Source organism: Thermodesulfobacteriota bacterium, assembly GCA_035325995.1.
In the GTDB taxonomy this organism is placed as follows: Bacteria; Desulfobacterota_D; UBA1144; order Nemesobacterales; family UBA2774; genus JADLGH01.
The window spans coordinates 45,904-62,016 of the sequence record DAOKYU010000010.1; the positions used below are offsets into that span (position 1 = coordinate 45,904).

Here is a 16,113-nt window from a genome sequence, read left to right on the forward strand (position 1 = left end):
ATCAGTATACTCAAAGATAATGTCCAGCTATGTACCCATCGTAATTGAACAGACTAGCAGGGGCGAGAGGGCATACGATATTTTTTCCCGTTTGTTGCGGGACAGAATAGTTTTCCTGGGATCACCCATCAACGACGCAGTAGCTGACACGGTAATAGCTCAGCTTTTGTTTCTCGAGTCGGAAAACCCCGACAAGGACATCTACGTCTACGTCAATTCACCGGGCGGGGTGGTCACCTCGGGGCTCGCGATTTACGACACGATGCAGTACGTCAAGCCCGACGTCGCAACCATGTGCATAGGGCAGGCCGCGAGCATGGCGGCCGTTCTTCTGGCAGCCGGGGCGAAGGGCAAGAGGTACGCTCTCCCTCACGCGAGGGTGATGCTGCACCAGGTGCTCGGGGGCTTCGAGGGGCAGGCTACCGACGTCGAGATACACGCGAAGGAAATCCTCAGGATGCGAGAGGAGCTCAACCGTATACTCGCAAAGCATACGAACCAGCCCATCGAGAGGATTTCGAGGGATACCGACAGGGATTTTTTCCTGAGACCGAACGACGCGTTAGAGTACGGGCTCGTAGATGCTATAATTACTAAGAGAGAGGAGGCTCAGAAGTGACCTCGAGACGAGATACGAAAGAAGGGAAGCTCTACTGCTCTTTCTGCGGAAAGAGCCAGAAGGAAGTCAGGAAGCTCATCGCGGGACCGACGGTCTATATTTGTAACGAGTGTATAGAGCTCTGTAACGAGATAATCGCCGACGAGGACGCCAAGGAAGGCGTGCTCAAGAAGCGGTACTCGACGCTGCCGACGCCGTCACAGATAAAGAAGTTCCTCGACGAGTACGTGATAGGGCAGGAAAGGGCGAAAAAGATTCTGTCGGTAGCCGTTTACAACCACTACAAGAGGGTTGAGCTGAACGCCTACAACGGCGGGAAGCGTAACTCCGAGATAGAGGTTCAGAAGAGCAACATCCTCATGATAGGCCCGACGGGGAGCGGGAAGACCCTCCTCGCGCAGACGCTGGCGAGGCTGCTCGACGTGCCGTTTACGATCGTGGACGCCACGTGCTATACCGAGGCGGGCTACGTCGGAGAGGACGTGGAGAACATGATAGTCAGCCTTCTCCAGGCCGCAGATTACGACCTTGAAAGGGCTTCGAAGGGTATTATATATATAGATGAGATAGACAAGCTCGCGAGAAAGACAGGCGACAGCCCGTCGATAACGAGAGACGTTTCGGGTGAGGGAGTTCAGCAGGCTCTCCTCAAAATCATGGAGGGGACCAAGGCCAACGTTCCGCCGAAGGGCGGGAGGAAGCACCCGCAGCAGGAATTTCTGCAGGTCGATACGACGAACATCCTCTTCATCTGCGGGGGCGCGTTCTGCGGGCTCGAGGATATAGTGAGGCAGAGGATAGGAGAGAAGTCGATCGGGTTCGAAGCGAAGCTCGGCGGCGAGGCGGAAAAGGACCTCGGCGCGCTATTGAAGGCAGTTCAGCCCGAGGACCAGATACAGTTCGGCCTCATACCGGAATTCGTAGGCAGGATACCGGTCGTCGCGACTCTCGAAGAGCTGAGCGAGGAATCGTTCATAGAGATACTTACGAAACCGAAAAACGCAATTATAAAGCAGTTCCAGAAACTGATGGAGCTCGAAGGTGTCGAGCTCGAGGTTACGGACGGTGCGCTGGCAGCCATATCCCGCGAGGCCATAGCAAGAAGGACCGGCGCGAGAGGGCTCAGAGCCATCATCGAAACCGTGATGCTCGATATATCCTACGAGGTTCCGTCGCTTAAAGGGCTTCGGCGCTGCGTCATTACAGAGGATGTGATAAACGGAACCGGCGAGCCGCTCTTTATATACGAAGAGGAGGCACGCCTGGGAACGTAGGATGTGAATCCAGTAGTTAAGGAGACCAAGCATGCCGATGTTTTTCAAAAATGAGGAAGGAAAGGGGCAAATGGAAACATTACCGCTGTTACCTTTAAGAGACGTAGTTATTTTCCCCTATATGGTGGCTCCGCTTTTCGTGGGCAGGGAGAAGTCTATACGCGCCCTCGAAGAGGCCATGAAGAAATCCAAGGAAATCTTCCTCGTCGCCCAGAGGGACGCCAAGACGAACGACCCTCAGGAAGCGGATATCTACGAAATAGGAACCATAGGCACGATAGTCCAGATGCTCCGGCTCCCGGACGGCACTGTTAAGGTGCTCGTCGAGGGCAAGAGAAGGGGCAGGGTTCAGAACTATCTGCCGAACAAGAGCTACTTCCTCGTCGAGGTGGAGCAGATTCCCGAGTCCGAGGACGTGGGGGTCGAAACCGAAGCCCTCATGAGGACGCTCGTAACGGCTTTTGAAAACTATGTGAAACTGAACAAGAAAATCCCGTCCGAGGTAATCGTGACCGTATCTTCCATAGAGGACGCGGGCAGGCTTTCGGACACTATCTCCTCGCACCTGGGCTTTAAGCTCGAGGACAAGCAGGAGATACTGGAAACGCTCGACCCGGCGGAGAGGCTCGAAAAGCTTTACGAGAAGATCCAGGCCGAGGTGGAGATACTCCAGATAGAAAAGAAGATACGCTCCAGGGTCAAAAAGCAGATGGAGAAGGCCCAGAAGGAGTATTACCTCACCGAGCAGATGAGGGCTATACAGAAGGAGCTCGGCGAAAAGGACGACCTCAAGAGCGAGATCCAGGAGTTCGAGGACAGGGTCAAGAAAAAGAACATGCCCGAAGAGGCCGAGCAGAAGGTCAAAAAAGAGATAAAGAAGCTGAAACAGATGTCGCCCATGTCGGCGGAGGCCACAGTCGTTCGCAACTACATCGACTGGCTGCTTTCGATCCCGTGGAACGACGAGGTGACGGAAGACAGGATAGACATCGACGAGGCGCAGGCGATATTAGACGAGGACCACTTCGGGCTCGAAAAGCCGAAGGAGAGGATCCTCGAATACCTCGCCGTCCAGGCCCTTACGAAGAAGATCAAGGGGCCGATACTCTGCTTCGTCGGGCCTCCCGGGGTTGGCAAGACTTCGCTCGCGAAGTCCATAGCCCGCTCGATGGGAAGGAAGTTCGTCCGCGTATCGCTCGGCGGCGTCAGGGACGAGGCCGAGATCAGGGGCCACAGGCGTACATACATCGGCGCCATGCCCGGAAAGATAATCCAGGGAATAAGAAAGGCGGGCACGCATAACCCCGTGTTCCTCCTGGACGAAATAGACAAGCTCGGGATGGACTTCAGGGGCGACCCGGCTTCGGCGCTGCTCGAAGCGCTGGACCCCGAGCAGAATACCGCCTTTAACGACCATTACGTAGAGGTCGATTACGACCTTTCGAACGTGATGTTCATAACGACGGCGAATATCCTGCACACGATTCCGTGGGCGCTCCAGGACAGGATGGAGATCATCCGCATCTCGGGCTATACCGAGGACGAAAAGCTCGAGATAGCCAAGAAGTTCCTCCTGCCGAAGCAGCTAGAGGCGCACGGCCTTAAGGAAGACAACGTCAAGATTTCCGACCAGGCCCTTCTGACCGTCATCAGGCGGTACACGAGGGAGGCCGGAGTCAGGACCCTCGAAAGGGAGATAGCGACCCTTTGCAGAAAGTCCGCGAGGGACATCGTGAAGAAGGGGCCGGACCACGTCGTCAAGATCACGCCGAACATGGTTACGAGCCAGAAGTATCTCGGCATACCTAAGTTCAAGTACGGCGAGATCGAAGAGAAGCCGCAGGTCGGCATGTCCACCGGGCTCGCATGGACGGAGGTCGGCGGAGAGCTTCTTACTATAGAAGTGTCCGTCGTACCCGGAAAGGGCAACTTCACCGTGACCGGTAAGCTCGGCGAGGTTATGCAGGAATCGACGCAGGCCGCGATGAGCTACGTAAGGTCCAGGGCCGAGAGGCTTGGGCTCGAGCGTAACTTCCACCAGAAGGTCGATATCCACATCCACGTTCCCGAGGGCGCGACGCCCAAGGACGGGCCTTCGGCCGGTATCGCGATATCGACGGCCATCGTATCGGCTCTTATAAGGAAGCCGGTAAAGCACGACGTCGCAATGACGGGCGAGATAACGCTCAGGGGCAGGGTGCTCCCGATAGGCGGGCTCAAGGAGAAGATCCTGGCCGCTCACAGGGGCAAGGTGAAGACCGTTATCATCCCGCAGGAGAACGAGAAGGATCTGAGGGATATCCGCGATAACATACTGAAAGACGTCAAGATAAAGCTCGTTCACCACATGGACGAGGTGCTCGAAGCGGCCATCGAGTCGGACGAGCCCGTGCTGAAGAACGTCGTTATCCCGGCCATGCCGATAACGGACGAGCTCGGCACCAACGTAAACTGAAAACAATAAGACTCTGAAAAGAAGTTGGAAAAAGGGCGGACTAAACATCCGCCCTTTTTTTGTGGCGCACCACGTGCGCGGGAAATCGAAGTAGCGGCGTGTTGCCATTACTACCTGTCGTGCTTAAGGTTCATATAGTATCCAAAGTGCAACGTCGAAAAGCACACTACGTGTGCGCCCACAGGAATACGACGTAGCGGGGGCGGTGCTATTATCACCGATTGTGCGGAAGTCGTGTTGAATTGCTGATTCTGCTACCTCTGCCATTCGAAGTAGCAGCGTTATGCCATTACCACCCGACGCGCTTCGGGAGCTCTAATTCGTAAGAGAGTGCTCCGCTCGAAAAGCGTACTACGTGGCGGACAGCGTCCGCGGGCGACCGACGTAGGACAGCAGCACAAGGCTTTGTTCAACGGGCGCGCGTCCCTTGAATTGAATTGCCAATAGTGCTTCGTCGGAAAGCGGACAGTGCTTGCGGGAATCGGCTCATATTACATCCTGCTTGTAAGGCAGGCGCTCTCGATTAGCATAAGTTCTTATCTTAAATTCGGTTTTTATATCAGTCATCCTGAACTTGATTCAGGATCTAATCTTTAGCCTTTTTAATTTGTCATTCCCGATCCGGCTTCGCCCGCGGGCTTTCAGGCTACGCTGAGGCTTCCGACTTAGCCTCGGACCCGCTTCCAACTTTGCTTCAGATTCCACTAAAGCTCCGACCGATAAAAAGGCTTCATCGGACAAGTCGCCCCGACAAGCGCCGTGACAGGTAAAGGCTTGATGCTAAAGAAGGGAGGACCCGAGCGGTACTAGATAAACGCTTCCGCTTCAAGGTGGCGGCATCCGATTCCTCGCTCGCTCGAAATTGTTGTTCGAGATGACAGATTAAGTTTTAATGTGCCCCCCATCCCGGCCTTCCCCCCCCCTCAAGGGGGAGGGGACTTTCAGGGGTGCGGCATTTATATTCGGTCTCTTCCGAGTGGGCCGGGAGCGTCGCGAAATTTGAATGCTTCCCGACGATGCTGTTAGGTGCCGTCCGCTATTTGGCCGCCGGTTTGAGGTCTGCCGTTACGTCCACGACCGCGCCTTCGCCGCCGTCTACGGCTATAGTCATTCTCGGCGCGCCCTGGGACAGGTCGAACTTTTTCATGTCTACCGAGCGGAGGGTCATGTTGTCGTACGTCCTGAAATAAAGGACCCCGTTCGTGAGGTCGCGCCCTGTTACCCACTGCGTGTGGTCGCCGAAGGACTTATTGTCGTCGAAGTCCCTTACCGTCCCGAGGGGGATATCGACCGTGTTCATTATGTGCATCGCGAGCGTAAGCGCGCCGGGGGAGTCGGCCGGCTTTTCGGCGAGGTACGCCATCGCTCCCGCCCTTATGAAGCGGGAGGGCGGGGTCGGGTCGCCGGGGATGCCCATGAGGCCGCTGCCCTGCCCCGTCGCCGCGAAGCTGACGCCGTCGATGACGATCGGCTGGGCTCCTTCGTCGCTGAGGCCGACGTAGTTCTGTACGTTGGTGACGTGCCACGGATAGGCGGGCGAGTTCGTCATGATTCCGATGCTGTCGTAAATGCCGAGGCCGCCCTTCGTGTATTCGATGACTATGCCGTTTCCGGTCTTGTCGTGAACCGAGAAGTGGGCGGGGATTATGATGTTGCCCATCTGGGGCGTATTTATTCCGACGACGTTCAGCGACGGGAGGTCTTTCCTGATTTCGTCGAGCGTGCCGTAGTTCTGGAGTATATAGCGCGGGAGGTCGTTGACCGTGATCGTGCGCGAGGTGTCGGATTTCATCTCCTGGTACTGCGCCTCGCCCGGAAAGAAGAGGGCGCCCAGGCCGAGCCCGGCCTCGTTTATGCCGTCGATCGCGACGTCGAGCCCGAACCCGTCGAGGTAGAGGACGCCGTATTTGGACGTCCACTTTATGCCTTCCTTTCCGCCGGGGAGCTTTGCGACGTTAGTCTGCCCCTTCGGCTGGAGGACGACATTCGAGTTTAATTTCTGTGCGAATTCCATTGACCTTCCGACGACGACGGAGCCGTCCTTTGCCTTGATCTTCACCTCCGTACAAGCGCGCGACGGTGCGGGGAGGGAGGATACGACGACGAGTAACGATAGTAAAATTGCTGCTGCGAATCTCATTATGCTGTCTCCTTGAGTCTTTGAATGTGCCAAAAGGCCGGGGCCATTGGCGTGATGTAATTATAAGGCCGTAATCGGGGGTGGTGCGTGGAGAATGTCGGGCGCGCGTGAGGAACGGGGCGGGTGTGGGCGGTGCTTCATCAGGAAACTCGCTGGAAATGCACTGTGCGTACAAGGAAGACAGGGCCCAAAGAAAGAGATTGCCGCGGTCGCATTAAGCCGCTTCCTCGCAATTGTAGATGTTAAGTAATTCGGGGACAGGAATGCGGCGAATAATGGCTAACGATAGAATGTTGTCCGCTTGTGCGGGGGCTGCATCTGCCTTATGAGATGCGAGAGAAACAGGGTAGAATATAAATGTTCCAATGTGAAGGACGGATTAGAAATTCCCCCTTCGGCGATTGGACAAACGTATTAATTTCAGTTATATATTTTCCCCTCACGCAGGGATGCAGTTGCTACCCTTCGTGGCTTGGTGTGGAGTGGGCGGTTAGCTCAGCCCGGGAGAGCGCCTGCCTTACAAGCAGGATGTCATAGGTTCGAATCCTTTACCGCCCACCACTTGAAATCTTACCCAGGGAGCCGTAGTTCAGTTCGGTTAGAACGCTGGCCTGTCAAGCCAGAGGTCGCGGGTTCAAGTCCCGTCGGCTCCGCCACTTTTTCCCGAATAACACTCCATGTTAAACTGTACTAACGTCCCATGAGAAAAAACAGGTTCGGACTTCAGGGCTCTATATGGATGACCGTCGGTGGAGAAAAACTCGGCGGGTCCGGCCTGGTAGCCCTGCTTGCGAAGATCGCACAATACGGCTCGATCACCCAGGCCGCAAAAAGCGTACGCATGAGCTACAAGGCGGCATGGCGAACAATCGACACGATGAACAACCTTGCCGGAGAACCGCTGGTGGAAAGGCTGACGGGGGGCAAGGGAGGAGGCGGGACTCGCCTGACGCGGCGCGGTGAGCAGCTCGTGGCGAATTTTAACGTCATCGAGCAGGAGCACCGGAATTTTATAAGCAATCTCGGCAGGCAGGCAGGCGGGATCACGGACGACTATTTGCTGATCGGGAGGATGGGCATGAAAACGAGCGCGCGAAACCAGTTTTTCGGAAAGGTGACCGCGATTAAAAAGGGAGCCGTTAACGACGAAATTACGGTAGAGGTAACCGGAAAGCACAAGATCGTGGCTATCATAACGCGTGAAAGCACCAAAGAGCTTAAACTAGTCGTAGGATCGCAGGTTTTCGCGCTGATAAAAGCATCGTCCGTCATCCTCGTAACGGGAAATAAAGGCGCGAAGTTTTCCGCCCGCAACCAGCTGAGCGGCGTCGTCTCGCGCGTGGAAACCGGGGCCGTAAATACCGAGGTAGTTATCGACTTGCCCAACGGGGGCGCTGTCGCGGCGATCGTCACCAACGCGAGCAGTGAATTGCTCGGGTTAAAGCCGGGCAAAAAGGTTACCGCCATGTTCAAGGCCTCCGCCGTTATTCTCGGGATTTCTTCCTGATTCCAGTTCTTCTGTCCCGGCTTGCAATTGTCTACGGAGCGTGATATGCATTTGGCTATAACGATCGGCGGTGTCTTCTATACATGACCGCCCTGATGCGGGGCTCACGATCGGGGAGCCCGTTTAATACGCCAGCCGCGTCGTAAATTCCGGTTCAGGAAACAATCTTCATGAAAAAACGTTCTATTATATTCGCCTTGGCTCTAATACTGGTTTCTACAACCTGCGGTTTCGCGGCGGAATTAACTGTCGCCGTCGCCGCAAACGTTCAGTACCCGTTTCAGGAGCTGGAGGCGATTTTCGAGAAGGAAACGGGGATAACCGTCGAGCCCGTTATCGGCTCGTCGGGTAAGCTCACCGCGCAAATAGAGAACGGCGCCCCCTTCGATATTCTTATATCGGCGGACATGGATTATCCTGAAGCCCTCCACAAGAAAGGATTGACGTATAACGCCCCGGCGGTGTACGGCTACGGACGTCTCGTTATCTGGACGATGAACGATCTCGACTTGTCCGGGGGGATCGATGTGCTGACGGATGCTGGCCTCCGAAAAATCGCCATTGCGTCTCCCAAGACCGCGCCTTACGGCCGTCAGGCCGTCAACGCGCTGAAGTTCTACGGGGTGTACGACGAAGTTCTGGGCAAGCTCGTTTACGGAGAGAGCATCGCGCAGGTAAATCAATTCATTTCGACGAGAGCCGCCGATCTCGGGATAACGGCGATGTCTGTCGTGCTGGCGCCGAATATGAAGGATAAGGGCAAATGGATAGAGATAGACAAGGAGTCCTACGAGCCGATCGCGCAGGGCGTCGTAATACTCAAGTACGCACAGGATCATAATCCCGAAGCAGCCCGGAAATTTTTCGAATTTCTCTTTTCGGATGAGGCGAAGACGGTTTTCAGGAAATACGGTTACAACCTGCCATGACCGCTCTTTCCGGCATAGACCTCACTCCACTTATTCTGACATTCAAGCTCGCGCTGACAACCACCCTGATACTGGCTCCCACAGGCGTCCTGATTGCATATGGATGCGCGTTCACGAAGAGCAGATGGAAATATTTCGTGGAGCCCCTGGTAAGTATGCCGCTGGTTCTGCCGCCGACGGTTCTTGGCTTTTATCTCCTGGTCCTTCTCAGCCCCAATTCGTTCCTGGGCCGTTTCTTGTCCGACACTCTGCACCTCAACCTCATTTTCAGTTTTTCAGGGCTCGTGATCGGCTCCGTGCTGTTCAGCCTTCCCTTTCTGGTGAACCCCATACGCGCCGGGTTCGAGAGCTTTCCGAAGCCCCTGATAGAAGCGTCGTATGTGCTGGGCAAATCCCGGTGGCAAACCCTTGTCAGGGTTATTCTCCCGAACAGCAAGCCCGCTCTGCTGACAGGAATCGTTATGGCCTTTGCGCATACGATCGGTGAATTCGGCGTGGTGCTGATGCTGGGAGGCAACATTCCGGGGGAGACTCGAACGGCTTCCATCGCGATTTTCAGCGAAGTCGAAGCTCTCAATTACTCGGAGGCCGCGCTCTATTCCGGGGTGCTGTTCCTTATCTCGTTCATCATTTTATTCGTCCTGAATCTCGTCAATAAAAAAAGTCCCGGTGTAATCGGCTGAACCGATGATAAAAGTCAGGTTAAAAAAACGTCTCGCCGCCGGCCACGGGCCCTTCGAGCTCGACGTGAATTTTGAAGTTTCGAGGGACGAAATCGTTACCCTGTTCGGGCATTCGGGCGCGGGAAAAACCACCATACTGCGAATGATAGCCGGGCTGACGGCTCCGGACGAAGGGTTCATAGAGGTTGACGGAGAGGTCTGGTTTGACAGCGCGCGGGGGGTTCACAAGCCCGTTCAGGAGCGCCGGGTCGGTTTCGTTTTCCAGGATTACAATCTTTTTCCCAACATGACGGTGCGGGAAAACCTGCGATACGCGCTTAAGGATAAAAAGGATATGCATCTCATCGACAGTTTCCTGGATATGACGCATCTTACGGAGCTCGGGAATCATAAGCCGCATACTCTGTCCGGGGGCCAGAAACAGCGCGTGGCGCTTTTGCGCGCTTTGTTGAATAAGCCGAAACTTTTTCTTCTGGACGAGCCTTTTTCCGCGCTGGACCTGGACCTGCGAATTAAGCTCCAGGATGAGTTTATCTCCCTTTACCAGCGGTTTGAAATCCCGGTAGTCTTTGTAAGTCACGATGTCGGTGAAGTTTTCAAATTGTCACACCGGGTATTTGTGATGAAAGACGGCGAGGTCGTGAAGTCCGGGCAGGTTAGCAAGGTTTTTGACGAGGAATATGCGGCGGGCAGCCTTACCATGACGGGAAATATCATTTCCGTGGAAACTGACGGGACCTCGCACGTCGCCGTGATTCAGATCGGAAAACACACTATGAGAGTCCCGGTGGCCGGAGAGGGGGCGAAGCGCCCGGACGACGGGGACCAGGTGCTGGTTTCTACACAGATATTTAAACCTGCTTCCCGCCGTTAGATTCCTGATTCCCGGCTTTTTCGTAATCGCCGTTGGCGAGAGTTGCCGACCCGTCCGGGGGGCGCGGGTTCAAGCTCCGCCGGCTCCGCCACTTCCTTCCACAATGCTCAACTGTATCTGTTCGGTAGTCAGTTGTTGCGTCGATAGGGCATAGATATCCTGCGAATGTCTCTTAGCATACATTCGATCAAGCTGGATTATACAATCTGCGCTATATGCACATCTGCTGCGGTGCCAGCTTAAATCCGGCGGGAGATTCAAGAGGGATCGGAGATTCCGATTCGAACCGTGGGCTATGGTTTCTGGTCCGTCGCATTTTTTCTTGGGTCGTTCGCAGGGTCTATGTAATTAATATCGAACGGGCCGTCTCCATTGATCTGTACGATTGTTTCCCCGTCGGCCCAGGCGAAATGGTGCATTTTTGCTGGTATGGAAACGTAGCTTCCGGCCGGGAATGCCTTTGATTGCTCTTTATCGAGCTTGTCTCCCATTCCTGCGTTCATAGTACCCGAAATAACGGTAACGCGCTCCGCCATTGTGTGCCAGTGCGCGGGAATTCCGTAGTCCGCGGGAAGCTTGAGCCGGAGCGAGTATGGCCCGGGCTTGAACGGGTCTCCTTCCAGCACGGCGATCATGGCCCCCGGCGGCAGTGCCGGCGGAACGTTCCCCCAGACGATATCGGCTGGAACTACCGTTATCATCTTGGCCTGACTCCCCTGCGAATCCATTTCCTTTTCTTGCTCCGCCCGCGTGACAGACAGGGAAATAAAGCTTGCGCAAAGCACTACAGCCAATATGGTTTTGCCAACAGTACTATTCATATGCCTACCCCCCTGTTAACAATATTTGGTTAACAATAACGTATTTAATCAACTTATAGCATAAGTCAAATCCCGATGTCAATCCTTATATGCAGATACAAGTCTTTACGGCTCCGTAATTCAGAATTTCTTGTCCCTGTGGATATAGATGGAAGCTTTCTATATACAAAGGCAGGGCGACTCGTCCCGATAATACAACCGGGAAACCCAGACGTATTATGGGCGCGTGAAAACCTGGGAGTTCTGTCCGGGTACAGGTTTTTGCGTCCGCACAGGAGGACCATGGGTGTGCTGTTTCGGAGACGCCCGCGTCTGGCCGGACTGGAAAGGAAATGCCGGATGCGGATTTGATGGCGAGACGAATGGGATGGTATTATTCTGATTTAAATGGCTAAGAAGAAGTGATGAGATCGGCGGTAGAGGAGAATAAGGCATTGCAGTCTCTTTACGAGGAGGTCCTGGAAGGGCCGCTGCTCAAACAGATAATTCTTCTCTGCAACATGGGAAGCATCTCGCACGGAACGCACAACCCCGATCCGGAAAGCATAGACAACATAGACGTAATGGGTGCGGCTGTTCCCTCCCCGGACTATTATTTCGGCTTCGAAAAATTCGGCAGCAGGGACACGATGGAGATAAAAGAGGGGCGGTTCGATATCGTGCTTTACGAGGCGAGAAAGTTTATCGGCCTTCCGGCGAAGGGTAATCCGAATGTCATAGGGACGTTGTTTCTCAAGCCCGAATTTTATCTGCTCGTCACCCACGAGGGAGAGATGCTCGTCAGGGAAAGGAGCCGCTTCCTGACGCAGAACCTCGTCTTGGATACGCTAACGACCAGCTGAGAAGGGTGGATAAATCGCTGAAACTGAATCCGGCATATAAAGGGTACATGGGGGCGAAACGGAAAAAGCTCGTCGAGGAGTATGGATACGATACGAAATATGCGAGCCACCTTATAAGGCTTTTGAGAATGTGCAGGGAATTCATCGAAACGCGCGAGCTGAACGTATGCAGGGATAAGGACTTTCAGAACCTGAGAGACATCAAGACCGGTAAATACAAATTCGAGTATGTCGAGCGTGAAGCCGCGAACATGTTCAGGGAATGTAGCGAGAGGCTCTACATGATAGCAGACCTGCCCGTCGCGCCAAACAAGGATTTTCTCAACGAGCTCGCGGTCCGGATAATCTCCCGGAGGTTTGCTGGCCGGTAATATACAAAAGGCGTATGGTATTACGCCTCCGTCCGGCTTCTGGTTGTTGAGCGGCGTCAGGGGCGGAAGGGCCCGGGTTTTTAACTACAAGGGGACATACGCTCCTGAATAATCTTCTGGACTATCCTGTATTATTTTGTTTTAATTAACCAGTGTAATTCTGTGGCATCCGAAAGAAAAGGGGGATATTCGAAATGAGAACCGCAGCTATCCTGTTTTTACTCGCCATATTTTATGCGGGCGTGGCTTCGGCCCAAACGGACGCGGAGCTGAAGGCCGTCAAGGGGATGAACCTCAGGTTCCAGGTTCTACTCTACCAGATTTACGAATACTCGAACTGGAACCCGCCCCCCGGCACCAACGCCGCCAGCGGACTCTGGAGGGACAGGCTCGTAAAGGACGAGAGGTTTATAAACGTCGGCAAGTTCTCGGCCGAGGGGCTGACTGGGGACGCCGCCAGGCTCGGGGCCGTGTTCAAGGTGTATTACGACGGCATAAGCGGCGCATTCAACTCGAACGAGAACGTGGACGCCACGTGGGTCATTCCCGGCGACGGTTCGCTTCTCCGTTCGTCGCTCGGGAGGTCGGGCGAGCAGGTGTACGGCCTCAGCTTCGAGATATACCAATCCGCGGGAGGCGACGAAGCGCAGAACAAGAAGTTCGCCACCGAGGCGAGGAATTCGGCCCGCGCGCTCATAAAGACCATCGACTACAAGGGGCCCGTCAAATCGGGCGTACACGCGAATCCCGAGATAGCGGTTTCGGCCTATAACGCGGCCAGGGACGCGCTCGCCGAGCTCGACAGGCAGTTCGCGGGCGACTACAGCGGCCCGGGAGGGCCCGGGGCGAAGGTTGTAAGGCAGGTGCTGACGGAGATGACGAGCATGCCGACCGCGCTTGCCGAGCTGCCGATCCCGTGGCTATGGCCGGGATGGCAGATACAGTACCAGTACATCTGCCTTACGGGATCGATAGTGCTTGAGAAGGTTTCGCCGCCGGACCCGCAGTAGGGGCCGGGCGCAGCGTTCAGGGAACTATAGTCCCGGCGGGTTCGAGGCGGAAATTCTCGCCGTCGATTATTATTCTTCCGGCAGGCTTGCCGCTCTTTATGGTTCCCGTGCCTTCGCCGACCGGGATTCCGTCCACGGTTTCGATTATGATGTCCGCTTCGGGGATCACCGTATCGGAATCTGTCGTGATGTCCTGGCAGGACAGTGTAAAGCAGTCGATATCTTCGCACTTACGATTGAAGTTAATACCGAAGGAATCCAGAGTGACGGGCGGCTCGACGGAATCGTCTACTATGTCGAATATATAGCCGATGCACGGTTCACCGGCATAGCCCGGCGCGGGACAGAAGAGGCGGATTTCCTGCCTCCTGCAGCTTCCGGGCCCATCACTGCCGCACCCGCCGGACAGCATGAGAGACCCGGTTACGATAAATCCTATTACGGCCATCGTAGCGGCTGCGCGCCGGATGAATGAGTCTTCTGTGGCCATCATCATTCCCTAGTTCACGGGACTATAATGCTGTTGTAATCGAGCAGGAAATTTTCACCATCAATTAGTATCCTACCGTCCGGGAGACCGGAGAATTCGTCACCTTCCACGTCTTCGCCGACGGGAATGTCGTTAACGGTTTCTATTATGATCGTCGCCTGGCCGATGGACGTCTCTGTAATCCGGGAACGAATGCCCTGACATTCGAGCGTGAAGCAGTCGACGTCGGTGCATGCGTCTCCGAAGACTACCGCGATCTCGTCTACTATCGCTCCGGGCTCAATGCTGTCGTCTATAATATCACACCAGTAAGGCTGACACACTGAGCCCGCGAGGCTCGTCGCCGGGCAGCCCAGGCTTACATCGAACGTGCCGTCGCATGCGGGCGGGAAGCCCGTGCTCGGGGCCCAGGTCGGAGTCGGGGTCGGTATCTGGTTACTGGTCGCAGTGCCGTCGCATCCGCCCGTCAGCATCAAAGAAATAATTACGATAGAGGAGATTATTACTATTGTTGCGGACGCGCGCCGTATGAATGAATCTTCAACCGTTCTCATATCCATCCTCTTAGTGAGACGTTAAAGAATATACGCAATCAATTATGACCTTAGCAGAAAGAGCATGTAAATGCAATTATTTCCGGGGGAGGATCGTCGTCGCCGTGCGGCCGTGTGGGGGCTACTGCGCGGCGTTTTTTTCGAGGCAGGAGATATAGTCGGCGAGGGTCTGGTCCCTTGCGCCGGCAGGAATGTCCTCGGACATGGATATGTACTTTGCGGCCTTTTCCCTGAATTCGTCGGTGACGTAGCCGTCGGCTTCGCTGAACGCTATTGTCAGCGACATGGCCGTCTCGGCGTCTATATCCATCTGCCCGGCGCAGGTGGCGGCGACCTCGCCCGGGTCGTAGACCTTTCCCGCCCTGGGCTGCATGGTGCAGCCGGCGGAAGCCAGCGCTGTCAGAAATGCGAAGGTTAACACTCGGCGGTTTTTCATGTTCATACGATAGAAATTCTAGAGCCGCTTCCGGTGAAAATCAACGGCCGTTTGGGACAATAACCGACGTCCGGTAGAAACGATGTTATATTCTTAATATTATAAAACACAATCTAAAGGAGGTTGAAAATGGGGAAATCCAGAATTCTGTTCCTTCTCGGCATGCTTTTTTTACCCTTGCTCGCGGCGGGGTGCGATAATTCGAGCCGCGCGCAGACTACCACCATCCCGTTCACCAACAATTTCGCCGGCTCATTCGTAAACGGCACCGTGGATACGAACGACGACGGTTTCGCAAGCGCCGTCGTGACGGAGTTCGGCCAGAGCAAGGTGTTCGGGCTTAACGCCATAAGCTCGAAGCTCGAGATGTCGCCGGTGGATCCCGTCGAGTCGTGTATCACACCAGGCGGGGGAGGGGGGACTATCGCCTTTCTCGTCGCCGGCGCGCAGGTCATCACGGCCGACGGGCCCGACCAGATATACGTGAGCCTGACTGCGCTCGGCCAGTGCGTGCCGGACGACGCGGCCGCCGACCCGGGTTTCAGCTACGAAGGGCAGGGGATCATCACCGGGGGAACGGGCGCGTACGCCGGCGCATCCGGGACCGTGAGCATCACGGGCACGGGGGCTTATCTCGTGTCGGACGAATCCGGCTTCTTCGGCACTTCCTCGGGAGTGATGGAAGGCTCGCTCGAGCTTACGCAGTAGTACGGCTTTGGGCGGGTATCGCGTGACAAATCAAGAAAGGGAGATAGAAAATGAAACTGAAAAATCTTGCGTTAGCGATATTGGTAATCATACCGGCCGGCCTTAGCATGGGATTTACCGGCCCGTCGCAGCAGGGGGACCTGGTCGTGGTCAGCCCCGGCTCGCTCGGCACGGAGTGCTCCCTGGTGGCGAGACCTCTGGCGAGATGTCCGAGCGGGACGGTAATCGTGAGCGGCGGCTGCGAGTTCTCGCAGGGGAAAGACGCCATCGCCACGGCCGTGCCCGACATTTCGTTTCTCGAAAATAGCGCCTCCTGCACATATACATGCAACCCCGGGCGGGGGGAGGACGTCGTATATGTGAATTCGTTCGCGGTATGCGCGACGGTCAAGTAACGGGC

The 16,113-nt window shown here is 55.3% G+C and carries 17 protein-coding genes and 2 tRNA genes; 14 read left to right on the plus strand and 5 right to left on the minus strand.

Features of this window, described 5'->3' with window-relative positions; genetic code table 11:
• The first annotated feature begins 19 nt into the window (after window positions 1-19).
• Genes clpP through lon form a run of 3 tightly spaced genes read left to right on the plus strand, consistent with a single transcriptional unit; the run spans window position 20 to window position 4,348 of the window.
• Window positions 20-619: an ATP-dependent Clp endopeptidase proteolytic subunit ClpP gene (gene clpP, locus PKC29_12675; GenBank protein ID HML96271.1), complete on the plus strand. Its 600-nt coding sequence runs from the start codon at window positions 20-22 to the stop codon at window positions 617-619.
• Window positions 616-1,893 carry an ATP-dependent Clp protease ATP-binding subunit ClpX gene (clpX, locus tag PKC29_12680; GenBank protein ID HML96272.1) on the plus strand — a complete coding sequence of 426 codons (1,278 nt, stop codon included), beginning with the start codon at window positions 616-618 and terminating at the stop codon, window positions 1,891-1,893. Before clpP ends, clpX begins: the two co-directional genes overlap by 4 nt.
• A gap of 37 nt (window positions 1,894-1,930) precedes the next feature.
• Window positions 1,931-4,348: an endopeptidase La gene (gene lon, locus PKC29_12685; GenBank protein HML96273.1), complete on the plus strand. Its 2,418-nt coding sequence runs from the start codon at window positions 1,931-1,933 to the stop codon at window positions 4,346-4,348.
• 1,036 nt (window positions 4,349-5,384) lie between these two features.
• Here the strand turns inward: lon and PKC29_12690 are convergent.
• Window positions 5,385-6,488: a choloylglycine hydrolase family protein gene (locus PKC29_12690; GenBank protein HML96274.1), complete on the minus strand. Its 1,104-nt coding sequence runs from the start codon at window positions 6,486-6,488 to the stop codon at window positions 5,385-5,387.
• A 484-nt stretch (window positions 6,489-6,972) separates the two neighbouring features.
• Between PKC29_12690 and PKC29_12695 the strand changes: the two genes are divergently transcribed.
• From PKC29_12695 to PKC29_12720, 6 genes are all read left to right on the plus strand, one after another.
• Window positions 6,973-7,049: transfer RNA gene (locus tag PKC29_12695), tRNA-Val, on the plus strand.
• Window positions 7,050-7,066: 17 nt separating this feature from the next.
• Window positions 7,067-7,144 (plus strand) — tRNA-Asp (locus PKC29_12700).
• Window positions 7,145-7,188: 44 nt separating this feature from the next.
• Entirely contained in the window at window positions 7,189-7,995 is an 807-nt protein-coding gene (locus tag PKC29_12705) for a TOBE domain-containing protein (protein HML96275.1), read from the plus strand.
• Window positions 7,996-8,165: 170 nt separating this feature from the next.
• Window positions 8,166-8,924, plus strand: a complete 759-nt coding sequence (gene modA, locus PKC29_12710) for a molybdate ABC transporter substrate-binding protein (GenBank protein HML96276.1) — start codon at window positions 8,166-8,168, stop codon at window positions 8,922-8,924.
• The gene (gene modB, locus PKC29_12715) at window positions 8,921-9,607 is read left to right on the plus strand and encodes a molybdate ABC transporter permease subunit (GenBank protein ID HML96277.1); all 687 of its coding nucleotides are present in this window, start codon (window positions 8,921-8,923) and stop codon (window positions 9,605-9,607) included. Before modA ends, modB begins: the two co-directional genes overlap by 4 nt.
• 4 nt (window positions 9,608-9,611) lie before the next feature.
• Window positions 9,612-10,481 carry an ATP-binding cassette domain-containing protein gene (locus PKC29_12720; GenBank protein HML96278.1) on the plus strand — a complete coding sequence of 290 codons (870 nt, stop codon included), beginning with the start codon at window positions 9,612-9,614 and terminating at the stop codon, window positions 10,479-10,481.
• A 293-nt stretch (window positions 10,482-10,774) separates the two neighbouring features.
• Here the strand turns inward: PKC29_12720 and PKC29_12725 are convergent, their stop codons facing one another.
• A complete protein-coding gene (locus tag PKC29_12725) occupies window positions 10,775-11,302 on the minus strand; it encodes a cupin domain-containing protein (protein HML96279.1) in 528 nt (175 codons plus the stop codon).
• Between the two features lie 404 nt (window positions 11,303-11,706).
• On the opposite strand from PKC29_12725, the gene PKC29_12730 reads away from it, so the two are divergent.
• The 3 genes from PKC29_12730 to PKC29_12740 all read left to right on the plus strand — a co-directional run bounded on the left by PKC29_12730 (window position 11,707) and on the right by PKC29_12740 (window position 13,525).
• The gene (locus tag PKC29_12730; protein HML96280.1) at window positions 11,707-12,144 is read left to right on the plus strand and encodes a nucleotidyltransferase domain-containing protein; all 438 of its coding nucleotides are present in this window, start codon (window positions 11,707-11,709) and stop codon (window positions 12,142-12,144) included.
• A 5-nt stretch (window positions 12,145-12,149) separates the two neighbouring features.
• Complete coding sequence (locus PKC29_12735) at window positions 12,150-12,515, plus strand: hypothetical protein (protein ID HML96281.1); 366 nt, start codon at window positions 12,150-12,152, stop codon at window positions 12,513-12,515.
• A gap of 194 nt (window positions 12,516-12,709) precedes the next feature.
• A complete protein-coding gene (locus PKC29_12740; protein ID HML96282.1) occupies window positions 12,710-13,525 on the plus strand; it encodes a hypothetical protein in 816 nt (271 codons plus the stop codon).
• A 16-nt stretch (window positions 13,526-13,541) separates the two neighbouring features.
• On the opposite strand, the gene PKC29_12745 is transcribed toward PKC29_12740, so the two are convergent.
• The 3 genes from PKC29_12745 to PKC29_12755 all read right to left on the minus strand — a co-directional run bounded on the left by PKC29_12745 (window position 13,542) and on the right by PKC29_12755 (window position 14,942).
• A complete protein-coding gene (locus PKC29_12745) occupies window positions 13,542-14,015 on the minus strand; it encodes a hypothetical protein (GenBank protein ID HML96283.1) in 474 nt (157 codons plus the stop codon).
• Window positions 14,016-14,029: 14 nt separating this feature from the next.
• Entirely contained in the window at window positions 14,030-14,569 is a 540-nt protein-coding gene (locus PKC29_12750) for a hypothetical protein (protein ID HML96284.1), read from the minus strand.
• Window positions 14,570-14,690: 121 nt separating this feature from the next.
• Window positions 14,691-14,942, minus strand: coding sequence for a hypothetical protein (locus tag PKC29_12755; GenBank protein ID HML96285.1), 252 nt, complete (start codon window positions 14,940-14,942; stop codon window positions 14,691-14,693).
• A 192-nt stretch (window positions 14,943-15,134) separates the two neighbouring features.
• Here PKC29_12755 and PKC29_12760 point away from each other — a divergent pair, with 192 nt between their 5' ends.
• Both PKC29_12760 and PKC29_12765 read left to right on the plus strand, forming a co-directional pair.
• Window positions 15,135-15,713 (plus strand): hypothetical protein, encoded by a 579-nt coding sequence (locus PKC29_12760; GenBank protein ID HML96286.1) that lies wholly within the window; start codon window positions 15,135-15,137, stop codon window positions 15,711-15,713.
• A gap of 50 nt (window positions 15,714-15,763) precedes the next feature.
• The gene (locus tag PKC29_12765; GenBank protein HML96287.1) at window positions 15,764-16,108 is read left to right on the plus strand and encodes a hypothetical protein; all 345 of its coding nucleotides are present in this window, start codon (window positions 15,764-15,766) and stop codon (window positions 16,106-16,108) included.
• Window positions 16,109-16,113 lie beyond the last annotated feature (5 nt).